We start from the raw sequence: 12,958 nt of genomic DNA on the forward strand, positions 1-12,958 counted from the left end.
AATTTGAATTTTTAGAGGCACCCTTAAATGAGTTAGCGGGCTTGACCAACGTTTGATTTTAAAAATTGATAGAGTTGCGCGCGTTCTTCATAGGTGGCGTGTTGGGCAATGGTCAAACGTTTGCCCGAGACAGAGAGCATCAGTTGCTCGCAATCGCCATTGGTGGCAAATGCGGCCTCCACTTTCAGCCAGCCACTGACAAAGGTATGGCGGCGATATTGTCCGTTCTTTTTCTCTTCCCATACCAATTGTGGCGGTTGTAAGGTCATTTGCTCATGGTTGGCCGCTTGTTGTAGGCTATATTGAAATGACAAGGTCACCGCCAGGATGCTCAAAAACGCAAATAGCATCACAGGCCAAGCATTGAATTGCAGACAGACCAGAAGCATCAGCAAAAACCACACTGAAAAACCCGTGATGATTTTATGCATCAACGTGCGCGAGCAGGATTGATTGTGTTGAATGACGATACGCGTATGGGTGTCGGATGGGTGTTCAAACAGCAGCATGATTGGGCTTTCGGCAGATTCAGTAACGATGTGTCAATCTCAGGGGTTGGCTCACCACAAATCACCGTCACAAACCCCATTGTAGTCATGGCAAGTCAGCTTGCCCATGCGGCATGTTGTCGCAGTAAGGTGACGCACCTTGGGTGAGCAAGGTGCGTCTGTTTTGCGCTGCTTATTTCAGACTGTTAATCCAATCCGCAATCTGCGCAATATCCGCAGGCGGTACTTGTGGCATCGGTGGCATAGGCATGTAGCCAGGCCAGTTTTCGGGCTTGGGCTGATGCACCAGCTGCACAATTTGTGTAGCGCTGTAGTGTTTTTGCGCCACGTCTTTGTAGGCAGGCCCCACGACTTTGACTTCGGCATTGTGGCAAGCCAGGCAGCCGTGTTTCTCTGCCAAAGCCATGCCAGCAGGTTGTGTGACCACAGGTGCTTCGCTTTGGGCTTTTTGCGCAGCTTCAAACGCCAGCAAGGATTCTTTCTGGAAGGCTTCGGTTTTGGCTTTTGAGGCGGCCAACACAGGAGAAATCAAGCCCATACGCATGCCATGACGCAAGGTCGCCATCGACACCACGGCGATGAACATCACTGCTACCACCGACCATACTTTGCTGGCTGGCAGGTCATCGTTAAAAAAATCCTTGAGTAGCTGATAGCCTGCATACACCACCACCAGCACCGTCAGCACAATGAGCCAGTGAAAGCCGTGGTTGAAAAATGCTTCAATGCCGTAGTCAGGGAAACTGAACAGCACCAGTGGACCGATAAACAGGTTGATGACAGTAGGCACTAAAAACCAGCTTTTACCTGTACGGGTAAGCACTTTGCCAGCTTCTACAATTTCAGGGTCGTCGCTGCGGCGTTTATACATGCCGTAAACCAGCATAAATACACCTGTCACAGCAAAACTGGCCAAATAGAAATGCACTAGGCGGAAGAAAGTATCAGACCTGAGTAAAATGTCCCAAAAATGGGTGTGGTAGGTCCAGGTGCTTGGCGTCATCGCCAATTGCACGGTGCTCATAAACGCCAATGGCAGGGTGAAAAACATGGCCACGGCGATGGTGCCGATGAGGATGTGCAAGGATTTGCGCGCATGCAGGGTATGCCAAGTGTATTTGTACAAATAAGAAAGCAAAAAAGCCACGATGTTGCCGTAGATGATGTGTAACCAGTGCGGCGAGTTCATGATAGAGGCCGAGTAAAACAAAGGTGTAATCAAAATACTCACCAGCAACAACGGTGCCACGCCCCATAAGGCCCCCATGTTTTCTGAAATTGTCACAGGTGTGGTGAGTAAATAGGCCACTTTGTCAAAGACTGGGTTTTTCTCGTTGACCCCGCGTTTATTAAAATAGACCGAGGCAAATGAAGCCCCCAGCAAGACGTTGATAAATAAAATATGGATTACCCATGACACCACCAGCAAGGCATGAAACACGGGCTCCATGAACTCCAGCCCACCTGTGGGCAGTGGCAAGGGGATGTCACCTGGAATAATATTAAATTTCATTGTGATCTTCCTTCAACAATACGGTTAATGGGCGTAGACAGGGGCGGAGGATTTGACCAGGTCATCTTCTGACTCCACCTTGTTGACGCGGATGTAATCGAGATAGGCAGCCAGGGCGTGACGCTCTTCTTCAGTGCCGGTAAAGGGTGGCATAAAAGGCGTGGCTGGCGAGTTAAGGGCACCAATCCGGATGAAAATAGATTGCTCGTCCATGCCTTGAATGCGCGTGCGTATCGCGTTGATGCCGTTGACGGTATGGCAGTAGCGGCATTGCATCTGATACAAGTATTTGCCTGCCATCAGTTTGTTGTCTGGCGTCACGCTACGGAACTCAGGCGGCACAAATGCCGCATGTTTCAAATAACCGTCCTTGTTGAGGTAAGGCACATCGGCCACGCGCACGCCATTGGCGTACATATAGTCATAAATGATGTAAGGTTTGCGTACAAACTCGCGCACGCGTTCAAATTCGCCAATCAAACCCATGGAGCCAAACAACATGATGACGGCCATCACCAGGGGGGTGCGTTTGGGTTTTGCATACAGCGAAACTGCCCCTGCCAATACCATGGAGGACAAACCGACCATCAGATAGGTGGCATACTCAGGGTGTGCGGCCAAACGGCGGGTAATCGCCCCCATCCAGAACAAGTCTTTGGCTGCTTGCGGAAATTGGTCGTAATACCAGGCACCAAACAGGCAGAATAGCGGAATACACGCCAACAGCACGGTGCCATATAAACGCATAGCCTTCTGGCGCAGTTCAGTGTCGTTGCGGGTAAATAGCCAAGAAAGCAACATGGCCATGGCTGAAGCCCAGGCAATTGACCAGAACGTACGGAAGCCTAAAGACGGAATCCATGACGGGTTGAATAAGGCGGCTAAATAGTCCGGCTCTGCGGGAAAGTACGATTTTAGCCAATTGCCTGGCGTCATCATAAAGCCCAAAATGGCAGTAATAATCGCCATGGTGAACCATGAAGCAATGGCATAGGTCATGCCGAGTTTAAAGTTTTTGGCCTTGGCAGGCGTGCCCAATGGTGCAGATTTCCAGCTCAAGAACCACCAGAGCAAGAAAATCATCTCGACGTTAAACACAATCCATTCGATAAACCATTTCCAGAAAAACACCCGCAGCAACGCGCCAATGGCGGCGGGATTGATGATGTTGATGTGAATCCAGATGCCGATGCCTGTGAGTGCGCCTACTGCCGTCGCCAGAATGAAAAAGGTAAATAATATTTTGTATGAAAGTTCATCTAATTTTCGATCATTATTGCGAATCGCCAGCCATTGGCTCAGCATTAAAATGATGCTACCGCCTACGGCGGCGCCGTGTGAAATAAACACATGCAAAATGGCATCGAATGCAAACAGAAATCGATGCCCAAGCAAGGGCATTTCAAAAATCGGGTAATCAAACATGGTTGCGCTCCCTTGAATCGTGTTTTAGAAAAGGCATTTGGGGTAGCGCATCTTAAGAAAATAGGGGGTGCACAGAAAGTGACATAACGTCGCGTGACAATCTGTCGCAGTCGCGGTTTTCTGTCAGTTGCCTATAATGGCGGCTATGCTGTCCATGCCTGACAAACCTTCTCGCTCCAACCTGATGCGCCTGTTTATGTTGCGCACCGTGATGATTTTGTTTTTGTTGATCATTGCAGCGATCTTGTTCAGCCTGCATATTCCCTTGCCCAAGCTGCCAATTGCACTGGCAATGACTGGCATGGTGTTGCTCAATGTCATCTCGCTCTACAGGCTGAAACGCAATCGTGCCATCCACGAGGCAGAACTGTTTTTACAATTGTTGGCTGATGTATGCGCCTTGACCTTGCTGTTTTACTTTACAGGCGGATATAGCAATCCGCTGGTATGGATGTATTTGTTACCGCTGAGTGTGGCGACTGTCACCCTCAAACGCAGTCGCGTATTGTTGCTGGCAGGGCTGATGGTTGTCAGCTATACCTTGCTGGTGTTTTACTACCAGCCGATTTCGCATTTGCACATGCACTTTATCAATGGCCGCAGTTTGGATATTCATCTGGTCGGCATGTGGTTGGGGTTTGTGATCAGTGCAGGCATCATCGCCCTGTTTGTGACAGGCATCGGCCAGAATTTGCGCGAGTCTGATTTGCGCATGGCGCATGCGCGTGAAAAAGTGCTGGAAAGCGAGCGGGTGCTGGCCTTGGGTACCTTGGCGACTGCGGCTGCCCACGAGTTGGGCACCCCGCTGTCGACCATGGCTGTGGTCACGCAGGAGTTGCTGCATGATTATCCGCAGGATGCGCAACTCAAGACTTCGCTTGAGATTCTGCAAGCGCAGATTCGACACTGTAAAACAATCCTGACTTCATTATCCTCTTCTGTTGGACAGGCCAAAGCCGAGTCAGGTAGTCCGGTGGATGTGTATACTTTTTTATTGCAAACCCTGCATCGCTGGCAGGATATCCGTCCCGCCGTAAAGGTTGAATACCAGTGCGCTTCAACACTGCAACCCCCGGTGATCAGCGTTGACCGTACCTTGCGCCATGCCCTGATTAATCTGCTGGATAATGCAGCGGATGCTTCGCCAGAAAAAATTGCAGTACACGCCACTTGGCTTGTGCTTGATGACAGCCTGCAGTTACATGTGGATATTCGTGACTTCGGCCCTGGCTTGAGTGCAAATGCCAGCAAAAAACTGGGAACACCGTTTTACAGTACCAAGGCGCAAGAAGGGCTGGGCCTGGGCTTGTACTTGTCACGCCTGATTTTTCAGCGATTTGGCGGCTCGGTCACATTAAGCAAGCATCCGCAACAAGGCACGCTCACCCATATCGTGTTGCCACTGGATAGTCTGATACTAAGGGTCAACCATGACAGAACTGCCTAAACTGCTGTTGGTGGATGATGATGAAACGTTCAGGCAGGTGCTGGCAACCGCCTTGCGCAAGCGCCAGTTTGCGGTGGAAACCGCCGAGGACGTGCCCTCCGCAATGGTGCTGGCCGACCAGTTTGAGCCGGAATACGCGGTGATAGATCTAAAGATGCCCGGCCCCTCCGGGCTGGAGCTGGTCAAGCAATTGCACATGCGCGACCCACAGACGCGCATTGTGGTACTGACTGGCTATGCCAGCATTGCCACCGCCGTGGAAGCGGTCAAGCTGGGCGCCACCCACTACTTATCCAAACCCGCTCACGCTGACGATATCGTAGAAGCCTTACACAAAACCGAAGGCAATACCCAGGCCGAAATCGCGCCCAATCCGATGTCGGTGGACAGACTGGAATGGGAGCATATTCAGCGTGTGCTGCAATCACATCAAGGTAATATTTCAGCCACTGCGCGAAGCCTGAATATGTATCGCCGCACCTTGCAGCGCAAACTGGCCAAATACCCGGCCAAAAAATAAAACCGCGCGATTGCGCGGTTTTATGGTTAAAGCCAGATGCTCTCTTAAGTGATTGGAGCCGTTACAAATCCTCTGCCCAGGCATTGCCATAGACTTTGCCATTGCGCGACAACACCAGCATCTGGTACATGCTGACCACCCACATGTAACTCGATGCCAGGCTATACCCTATGCCGCCGATGATCGTCAGCCAGGCAAAGTGCGGTGATAGCTTGGTCAGCCACCACGACATCACGTCCACAATCAAAAATGCGAACGGGAAAATAATCGCAACCACTTTGAGTGTTCTGGGGACGTTCACTGCAAAACTGAAAATCAGGCCGATAAAGAAGAAAATAAAACTGATGCCGAATAAGTGAATGTGTGAAACCCTTGTCAATCCGCTGATCGTGGCCCCTTCGTTCACTTCGGCACGTGATTTCACTTCTTCGTACTTGGTGAAGTTGGGAATCCCCGGAATCTGGCTATGACACATGACACAGTGCTTGGCAAACACCTCTTTGAAGTGCGGTGCCCACTGGTCTTCTGGTGCGCCTTGTTGTGCCCACTTGATAATGTCTTGACGCACTTCCAAGGGAGCCTTGTCTGACATGGAGCCATTCAGTTTGCTGGCCAGTTTGGTGCCGCTACGGTCACCGTAGTAACTGTACACAATATCATTCACAGATAATCCTACCTTGCCGTCCGCCATGCCGTGTGTGAGCATGATCTGCAAGCCAGCCATGCACAGGCCAACGCCAATCACCAGCAAATAACCGACAAATAAAGCCTTGAGTGGCACAGGCAGGTTAGGCAAGTTGAGCCATTGCAAGGTTTGTGAATCTTGTTTCATTACTTTCCCCGGGGGTTTTGATTGTTTTTACAATTTTTGCAAGAATACCATTGCTTGCCGCAAACTATAAACGGATTAAATCCCAAAAATGCGTTTAAATCAGCGACTCTAATAGCTGCTGGTATAATTAGCTTTTTACTTTCAAGCGGTGAGTATGATGCGTTTAGTCGTCCAAGGTTCCAGTATTCATTTGGCACATCTCACTCACATTCACGGCTTGGTCGGCGGGCATGCACAGTTTATGCAAATAGCCGAACAAGCCTACTATTTACCTGTGGCAGAAGGCGTTTACGATGAAGTGAATGCGTTTTGTGTACAGCAAAGTCTTGACTGCACGCTGGTGCAGGACGCGCATCGCTTGCCCAGGTTTGGTCTGTGCGTGATGGACATGGATTCGACACTGATCAGTATCGAATGCATAGATGAAATCGCAGATATGATGGGCATCAAGTCGCAAGTAGCTGAAATCACCGAAGCCGCCATGCGCGGCGAACTGGATTTTTCCGCCAGCCTGCGCAAACGCGTGGCGCTGCTCAAAGGACTGCCAGAATCGGCCCTGCAGCAAGTGATAGACGAACGTCTGCAATTTAATCCTGGTGCGCAAGCGTGGATCAACACCTGCCAACAACACGGCATCAAAACCTTGGTGGTGTCCGGCGGCTTTACTTTTTTTGCTGACTATGTGAAACAAACGCTGGGACTGGATTACGCCGTTTCTAATACTCTGGAAATTATCGATGGCAAACTGACCGGTCAGGTACTTGGAGATATTGTAGATGGACAGCGCAAGGCAGAAGAGCTGCTTAAATTGCGTGATCAGCTCGGCCTGCAGGCGTCGCAAACCATCGCCATTGGTGATGGTGCCAACGATCTGAAAATGATGTCAGTAGCGGAAATCGGTGTGGCTTATCACGCAAAACCGGTTGTTCAGCAGCAGGCGACGTATGCGCTCAATGTAGTCGGGTTGGACGGGGTGGCTAATCTGCTTTCTGCCTGATGCAATATGGATATAGCTCTTATTTATTAAATATTTTCTGAAAATTGCGCGCTTTGCATGTTTATGTAATTGATTTATTTTCAATTTCTGTTAAATAGTTGTTGCTATTCTCAAATATAACGTGCATAGTGCGTCCTTACGAAGCTCAAGTAGTGTTGTTGTTTTCTGGTTTTATCTTTTGGTTTTATCGTTACTTCCCGCCATCTTGATCCTCGTCCTTGGGTATAGCTCCCATTTTTTATTTTTTTAAGGATATTTTCATGGCAACAGGTTCAGTTAAATGGTTTAACGATTCAAAAGGTTTCGGCTTCATCACTCCAGACAATGGCGGCGAAGATTTGTTTGCACACTTTTCTGCAATTCAATCTGCTGGCTTCAAAAGCTTGAGAGAAAATCAGCGCGTTTCTTATGAAGAAGCGACTGGGCCTAAAGGCAAACAAGCCGCCAACATTCAAATCGTTGAATAAGTTAGCGCGACTCCATGGATTAGGTCACTAATCCACCGGAAAAAGCCCGGATATCCGGGCTTTTTTTATTTGCTAAAGGAATCTATCTACATGGCTAAAGAAGAACTCATTGAAATGCAAGGATCTGTGACGGAAATTCTGCCCGACGCACGTTACAGAGTCACATTGGATAACGGTCATAAACTGATCGCTTATACCGGCGGCAAAATGCGCAAACACAAAATCCGCATTTTGGCAGGCGACAAAATTACCATTGAAATGTCACCTTATGACATGGGTAAGGGTAGAATTACATTCAGGCATCTCGAACCAAGAAAACCGTTCACCAGATGATCATCAGCGGCGTCTGTGTCAGCCCCGGCTTTTTTAGTTTGCCCCTCGTTTTTACAAATACTCCCCATTCAGGTATGCCAGCTCGGCTTCGCTGAATCCGGCCTGTTTCCTCGCCTCCATATTAAATGGAGGCTTGAGTTTAGGTGCTTGGAACTGCCTACATAGCTGTTCAAAGGTGCTGAGTGGGTCGAGTGCACGCTGCTTACAGACCCAGTGGTACCAGCGGTTGCCAATCGCCACATGCCCAATTTCATCACGCAGAATAATATCCAGAATACTGGCGGCAGCATGGTCTCCTGCCTGCACCAGCTTTTGTTTAAGTGGCGGACTGGCGTCCAAGCCACGCGCTTCGAGCGTACGGGGCACCAGAGCCATCCTCGCCAATACATCCGATTGTGTTTTCTCGACCATTTCCCACAGGCTGTTGTGGCCGTCAAAGGCTCCATAATCACTGCCCAGGCTTTGCAAGTGCGCACGTAACAAGGTGAAGTGATAAGCCTCTTCTTTGGCCACTTGCAGCCAGTCGCGATAGTAGTCATCCGGCATGCCTGCAAAGCGCCAGACAGCATCCAGAGCCAGATTAATCGCATTGAATTCAATGTGGGCAAGGGCATGAATCAGTGCCGCTCGGCCTTCTGCTGTATGCATTGCGCGTCGTTTAACCTGGCCTGGCGGCACCAGTGCCGGCTGTGGCGGCCGACCAGGAATAGCGCTTGAGGGTGTCATGTGTTTATCAGCGACAATACTGTATTGGCCTGTGATCAAGCCTTGCCACAAGGCTTCGACCCGGCTACATTTTTGTGATGGGTCGCTGTGGGTCAGCGCTTGCAAGGCGAGCGTTCTCAGGCAATGGGTCATAAGAATTGAATTTTACCGTGAATTGACTGCCTGTGGTGTGTGTCTGTGGATGCCTTAAACCTGCAGAAATGGACACTTCTGCATCATGATGTTCTGCAATTTCAGCCACAATTGCTAATCCCAAGCCACAGCCATTTCCCTGATTGGGGTCCAGGCGATGAAAACGCTCAAACACACGTTCTATTTGATCCTCTGGAATGCCGATGCCGCTGTCGGTAACCTGCAATAGCAGTTGCTTGTCCGGTTTCCAGAGGCGTATTTGGATCACGCCTTGTTCGGGCGTATATTCAATGGCGTTTTCTAGCAGGTTGTTGAGCATTTCGGAGAGCATCAGCGCGTCGCCCAAAATCTGGTCATGGCTGGTTTCAATCTGTACTTCCAATTCCAGTTGTTTGTCGGTGGCCGCGCCTATCCAGCGCGCACATTCTTCATGAATAATGCTGGTGAGAGACACAGGGTCTCGTCTGAGTTGTGTGCTGGCAGCATCTGTTCTGGCCATGCTCAGCAGCCGTTGAATCAGGTGTGACAGGCGTGTTGCACTGCGCAGCATAAAGCTGAGCGTTTCTCTTTGTGCCGGATGTTCTACATTTCTGAGCGCTAGTTCTGCCTGGGTTTGCAGGCCTGCTATCGGTGTGCGTAGTTGGTGAGAGGCATCGGCAATAAATTGCTGCTGTTGTTGCATGCCGGTTTTAACGCGCTTAAGCAAACCATTCATGGCGTGAATCAATGGTTGCATTTCCAGCAGGGTAGTGTGTGTCTCTAGCGGGCTCAGGTCGCGGTGTGAGCGCTGATGCAAGGCTTCTTTAAGGTCATGCATGGGCTTGAGCGCAAAGTGAATGCCTATTTCAATGACGATAGCTGCCAACAGCATCATCAGCACTTGTGGCAACAGCATTTCTTCCACCATTTCTGCGACCATGGCATCACGTGTGCCGGTGGTTTCGGCCATTTCAATCAGAATGTTGCTTGCGTTAGCCGCGGCACTGACTGGTAATGCAAAAGCGACTGCGCGTATAGGTTTGCCTTGAATGGCACTGTTAAAATAGACATGTTCATTGCTTGCTGGCAGCTTGGCTGGCAATGGTAAGGCTGGGCTGCCAGACACCAGGCTGCCATCCGGGGCCGTAATGCGCAGGTAAATGGTGTCGCCATCGTTGTAACTGAGCAAGTGGCTTGCCACTTCTGGCAGTTCAATTTTTACGCGATTATCAGCATCAATCACGACTTCGTCAGACAGTGCGAGTACCGTGCGTAACAATGCCTGATCGTAAGCCTGGGTTGCGTAGTGCAGGGCGCGTGAATAGGAAATGGCAGCAGAAAACCCAAGTACGGCCAGCATGGTTAACAACAGCCACAGGCGCAACTGGTTTTTGAGGGAGCTAGGGGCTTTCATGAGGCTGATGTTTGTTCCGCTTCAAGCAGATAGCCTAGTCCACGTATGGTACGCACTTTAGCACCACTCGGTTCTATTTTTTTTCGCAGTCGGTGAATGTAGACTTCAATGGCATTGTCTCCCAATGATTCATCCCAATTACACAGGGACTCCATGATCTGGTCTTTGGTAATGATTTTTCCCATACGCAGCATTAAGGTCTCGAGTAAATGCAACTCGCGTGCAGAGAGGGTGATGGGTTGGTCGCCGATGCTCACCAGTTTGTTGGCAATATCCAGGTTAAGATTGGCACATTGCAGGGGTAAATTATTGCCCAGTTTACTGCGGCGTATCAGTGCGCGCACTCTGGCTTCCAACTCTTCCAGATGAAAAGGTTTGGTTAAAAAGTCGTCTGCGCCCAAATCCAGTGCCTGGACTCTGGTGGCCACATCCTCTCTGGCCGTCAAGATCAGTACCGCTACTGGGTTGGCATGTTGCCTGAGATGCGACAGTATTTGTTCGCCATCCATTGCAGGCAAGCCCAGATCAAGTATTACCAGGTCATATACGCCATCCTGTATGGCCCGCAGTGCCAGTTTGCCATCTGCCACATGATCCACGGCATATTGCGCTTGCGTCAGCGCGCGTACCAGGCCGTTGGCAATCACAAAGTCATCTTCCACTATTAGTAAGCGCATGCTAAATGGTTCCCAAGTTCAATCAACGCCAGTGTATCGCACTCTGCTGACTTTTCTGATTTGTAAGTTTCGTGCAAGAAAAGCGTAAGTTGCATGTAAGGCGCTTGGCGTATTGTTTCATCGTGGGCAGACAGATGGTGGCTCACACATGATCAAAATCATAATTGATTCAAGGAGCGAGACGATGAAAACAACTGCATTGGCAATGTTGGGTCTATTACTTTCACTGCATGTACTGGCCGGGACTAACCCATCCCCGCACGACCAGATTGAGATTAACAAGCATAGCAAGGTCGCCAAACACGCTGTCGCGCAGCCAGCGGTCAACTCTCAAAAGGAGCTTGATAAAAAGTCTGCGCAAAGCAAGTAAGTCATGACTTCGGGGGGTGACCGAATTCCCTGCGGGATACTCCCCGAATGATTGATTGTTTCATGTGTATCCTCTCACATTCGCCACGCTTCATGCGTGGCTTTTTTTGTGCTGTGAGAGGGCGATTATTTTAAAGGCAGAGGATCCAGTACACCAGCTTTCATGTCTGGCACCAAAAGATGTTTGCCGTCATGGCTCAATGCAATATCCGCAGCGGACTGGTAGCCTTCCTTGATCAGGGTGATGGTATGGTCCGAATTGACGCGGAATACCTTGCCTGACTTCCAGTCGCTGACATAAATCGTTCCATCGGTTTGTTTCACGATCCCGTCACCGCCGCCGAAGCCATTGGCCACTTCTGTCAGCTGTTTGTTCGCCAGTGTATAGTCATACAACACGCCGGAAGTGAAATCCAGCATCAGCAAATGCGTGCCCTTGGCATCAGACAACAAGCCATTCGGCGCGAGAATGCGCGGATCCTGGTTGCCATCTATCAGTAAGCTCAATGTGTGGTTGGGGGTGATTTTATACACCGCGCCGCCGTTGCCAGCACCCATGATATCCCCGCTGTCACTGACATACAGATTGCCATGTGCATCGACATCCAGATCATTCAAAAATTGGGGTATTCTTGGAAAGTCTACGGCGGCTACAAACACTTCGGCCTTGGCCGGTTTGTGGTCAAGCGCCACACGCAGAATTTTTGTTTTGTCCGCGATATAAAGCATTTTTCCTGAGATAGCCAGGCCTTTGGGATCATCCAAGCCCTTGATCAGGACTGTATTTTTGCCATGATCAATGACGCGAATCTGACCATCCCCATCCTTACCAAATTCATTGATTTCTGATACATAGATTTTGCCATCCGTGTCCTGGACGACCGATTCAGGGGTGAGTAATCCCTTGACTGGCTCCAGCGCCTGCGCATACAACTGAGGACTGCTGCCGAGTAGCAGTACAGGTAATAGTTGACGCAGGTATCGTGCGTAATTTTGCAAAGGCATACAGTCTCCTAAAAAAAGAGTTTGGGTTGGCTTAACGTATCAATACTGGTGCACAAGGCTTGATACGTTTGTACGGGGGCCTGCGCTACAGACTGCTGGAAAGCTGTGCTTTGCTGCAACTGCTGAATGATCTGGTCAAATGCTTGCTGGTAGGATTGATGCGTGAAATATTCAACATTGTGCGTTAGCCAGCCGCGTGACTGGCCCTGGCCTTTGACGGTCATCAGCGGTTTGCCAAGTGCACTGTCCGCCGCTGACTGGGTATACACTTTGGCTGTGATTTCACTGTAAAAGACCCCGGTTTGCGGGTTGTAAAACATATTGGGTTCGATGACTACCAGTGCCTGGCCTTTGGCTTCTGTCTCACAACTTGAAGTGGTAAAGTGTTGCGACTGAAAACTGCTTAGTCCAACAGCTTCGGCTGCCTCAGCGCGGTTATGCCAATAGTTTAGATAGGGGTTTAATAGTCGCACTGGGTGTTTATAAAAAGACTCAGGTACCTGAATGACTAAGGAAGAACTGGTTTCTGCCATGGCGCCATGCCAGGTTAATGTGAGCAGCAGTGTGCTCACGGTAAGCGTAAAAAATTTCATGTTAAAAACTCCTTCAAAAA

The 12,958-nt window shown here is 49.7% G+C and carries 15 protein-coding genes; 6 read left to right on the forward strand and 9 right to left on the reverse strand.

Features of this window, described 5'->3' with window-relative positions; genetic code table 11:
• Positions 1–32: 32 nt before the first annotated feature.
• The 3 genes from Q9291_RS03110 to Q9291_RS03120 all read right to left on the reverse strand — a co-directional run bounded on the left by Q9291_RS03110 (position 33) and on the right by Q9291_RS03120 (position 3,447).
• Complete coding sequence (locus tag Q9291_RS03110) at positions 33–509, reverse strand: DUF2244 domain-containing protein (protein ID WP_306388534.1); 477 nt, start codon at positions 507–509, stop codon at positions 33–35.
• A 172-nt stretch (positions 510–681) separates the two neighbouring features.
• Positions 682–2,022, reverse strand: a complete 1,341-nt coding sequence (locus tag Q9291_RS03115) for a c-type cytochrome (protein WP_306388535.1) — start codon at positions 2,020–2,022, stop codon at positions 682–684.
• Between the two features lie 24 nt (positions 2,023–2,046).
• Entirely contained in the window at positions 2,047–3,447 is a 1,401-nt protein-coding gene (locus Q9291_RS03120; RefSeq protein ID WP_306388536.1) for a c-type cytochrome, read from the reverse strand.
• A 154-nt stretch (positions 3,448–3,601) separates the two neighbouring features.
• Between Q9291_RS03120 and Q9291_RS03125 the strand changes: the two genes are divergently transcribed.
• Together Q9291_RS03125 and Q9291_RS03130 are read left to right on the forward strand one after the other, a co-directional pair.
• The gene (locus tag Q9291_RS03125; RefSeq protein WP_306388537.1) at positions 3,602–4,894 is read left to right on the forward strand and encodes an ATP-binding protein; all 1,293 of its coding nucleotides are present in this window, start codon (positions 3,602–3,604) and stop codon (positions 4,892–4,894) included.
• On the forward strand, positions 4,878–5,414 hold the full coding sequence (locus tag Q9291_RS03130; protein WP_306388538.1) for a response regulator transcription factor: 537 nt from the start codon (positions 4,878–4,880) through the stop codon (positions 5,412–5,414). Before Q9291_RS03125 ends, Q9291_RS03130 begins: the two co-directional genes overlap by 17 nt.
• Positions 5,415–5,475: 61 nt before the next feature.
• On the opposite strand, the gene Q9291_RS03135 is transcribed toward Q9291_RS03130, so the two are convergent.
• Positions 5,476–6,246, reverse strand: a complete 771-nt coding sequence (locus Q9291_RS03135; RefSeq protein WP_306388539.1) for an Aq_1264-related membrane protein — start codon at positions 6,244–6,246, stop codon at positions 5,476–5,478.
• Positions 6,247–6,403: 157 nt separating this feature from the next.
• Between Q9291_RS03135 and serB the strand changes: the two genes are divergently transcribed.
• The 3 genes from serB to infA all read left to right on the forward strand — a co-directional run bounded on the left by serB (position 6,404) and on the right by infA (position 8,043).
• Positions 6,404–7,243, forward strand: a complete 840-nt coding sequence (gene serB / locus Q9291_RS03140; protein WP_306388656.1) for a phosphoserine phosphatase SerB — start codon at positions 6,404–6,406, stop codon at positions 7,241–7,243.
• 260 nt (positions 7,244–7,503) lie between these two features.
• A complete protein-coding gene (locus tag Q9291_RS03145) occupies positions 7,504–7,710 on the forward strand; it encodes a cold-shock protein (RefSeq protein ID WP_306388540.1) in 207 nt (68 codons plus the stop codon).
• A 90-nt stretch (positions 7,711–7,800) separates the two neighbouring features.
• Positions 7,801–8,043: a translation initiation factor IF-1 gene (infA, locus tag Q9291_RS03150; RefSeq protein ID WP_306388541.1), complete on the forward strand. Its 243-nt coding sequence runs from the start codon at positions 7,801–7,803 to the stop codon at positions 8,041–8,043.
• A gap of 51 nt (positions 8,044–8,094) precedes the next feature.
• Here infA and Q9291_RS03155 read toward each other — a convergent pair whose 3' ends face one another.
• From Q9291_RS03155 to Q9291_RS03165, 3 genes are read right to left on the reverse strand one after another with little or no spacing between them, the layout of a single operon-like run.
• Complete coding sequence (locus tag Q9291_RS03155) at positions 8,095–8,901, reverse strand: ferritin-like domain-containing protein (protein ID WP_306388542.1); 807 nt, start codon at positions 8,899–8,901, stop codon at positions 8,095–8,097.
• On the reverse strand, positions 8,834–10,294 hold the full coding sequence (locus tag Q9291_RS03160) for a sensor histidine kinase (protein ID WP_306388543.1): 1,461 nt from the start codon (positions 10,292–10,294) through the stop codon (positions 8,834–8,836). Before Q9291_RS03160 ends, Q9291_RS03155 begins: the two co-directional genes overlap by 68 nt.
• A complete protein-coding gene (locus Q9291_RS03165; RefSeq protein WP_306388544.1) occupies positions 10,291–10,971 on the reverse strand; it encodes a response regulator in 681 nt (226 codons plus the stop codon). The genes Q9291_RS03160 and Q9291_RS03165 overlap by 4 nt, the downstream gene beginning before the upstream one ends.
• A gap of 184 nt (positions 10,972–11,155) precedes the next feature.
• Between Q9291_RS03165 and Q9291_RS03170 the strand changes: the two genes are divergently transcribed.
• On the forward strand, positions 11,156–11,341 hold the full coding sequence (locus Q9291_RS03170) for a hypothetical protein (protein ID WP_306388545.1): 186 nt from the start codon (positions 11,156–11,158) through the stop codon (positions 11,339–11,341).
• Positions 11,342–11,466: 125 nt separating this feature from the next.
• Here the strand turns inward: Q9291_RS03170 and Q9291_RS03175 are convergent, their stop codons facing one another.
• Entirely contained in the window at positions 11,467–12,345 is an 879-nt protein-coding gene (locus Q9291_RS03175) for an SMP-30/gluconolactonase/LRE family protein (protein ID WP_306388546.1), read from the reverse strand.
• An 8-nt stretch (positions 12,346–12,353) separates the two neighbouring features.
• Entirely contained in the window at positions 12,354–12,938 is a 585-nt protein-coding gene (locus Q9291_RS03180; RefSeq protein WP_306388547.1) for a hypothetical protein, read from the reverse strand.
• Between the last annotated feature and the right edge of the window lie 20 nt (positions 12,939–12,958).

The organism is Methylophilus aquaticus (assembly GCF_030769565.1).
Classification (GTDB): Bacteria; Pseudomonadota; Gammaproteobacteria; order Burkholderiales; family Methylophilaceae; genus Methylophilus; species Methylophilus aquaticus.

Coding starts and splice junctions, on each gene's coding strand:
- Q9291_RS03110 (WP_306388534.1), bottom strand. CDS start 509: ATGCTGCTGTTTGAACACCCATCCGACACCCATACGCGTATCGTCATT.
- Q9291_RS03115 (WP_306388535.1), bottom strand. CDS start 2,022: ATGAAATTTAATATTATTCCAGGTGACATCCCCTTGCCACTGCCCACA.
- Q9291_RS03120 (WP_306388536.1), bottom strand. CDS start 3,447: ATGTTTGATTACCCGATTTTTGAAATGCCCTTGCTTGGGCATCGATTT.
- Q9291_RS03125 (WP_306388537.1), top strand. CDS start 3,602: ATGCCTGACAAACCTTCTCGCTCCAACCTGATGCGCCTGTTTATGTTG.
- Q9291_RS03130 (WP_306388538.1), top strand. CDS start 4,878: ATGACAGAACTGCCTAAACTGCTGTTGGTGGATGATGATGAAACGTTC.
- Q9291_RS03135 (WP_306388539.1), bottom strand. CDS start 6,246: ATGAAACAAGATTCACAAACCTTGCAATGGCTCAACTTGCCTAACCTG.
- serB (WP_306388656.1), top strand. CDS start 6,404: ATGCGTTTAGTCGTCCAAGGTTCCAGTATTCATTTGGCACATCTCACT.
- Q9291_RS03145 (WP_306388540.1), top strand. CDS start 7,504: ATGGCAACAGGTTCAGTTAAATGGTTTAACGATTCAAAAGGTTTCGGC.
- infA (WP_306388541.1), top strand. CDS start 7,801: ATGGCTAAAGAAGAACTCATTGAAATGCAAGGATCTGTGACGGAAATT.
- Q9291_RS03155 (WP_306388542.1), bottom strand. CDS start 8,901: ATGACCCATTGCCTGAGAACGCTCGCCTTGCAAGCGCTGACCCACAGC.
- Q9291_RS03160 (WP_306388543.1), bottom strand. CDS start 10,294: ATGAAAGCCCCTAGCTCCCTCAAAAACCAGTTGCGCCTGTGGCTGTTG.
- Q9291_RS03165 (WP_306388544.1), bottom strand. CDS start 10,971: ATGCGCTTACTAATAGTGGAAGATGACTTTGTGATTGCCAACGGCCTG.
- Q9291_RS03170 (WP_306388545.1), top strand. CDS start 11,156: ATGAAAACAACTGCATTGGCAATGTTGGGTCTATTACTTTCACTGCAT.
- Q9291_RS03175 (WP_306388546.1), bottom strand. CDS start 12,345: ATGCCTTTGCAAAATTACGCACGATACCTGCGTCAACTATTACCTGTA.
- Q9291_RS03180 (WP_306388547.1), bottom strand. CDS start 12,938: ATGAAATTTTTTACGCTTACCGTGAGCACACTGCTGCTCACATTAACC.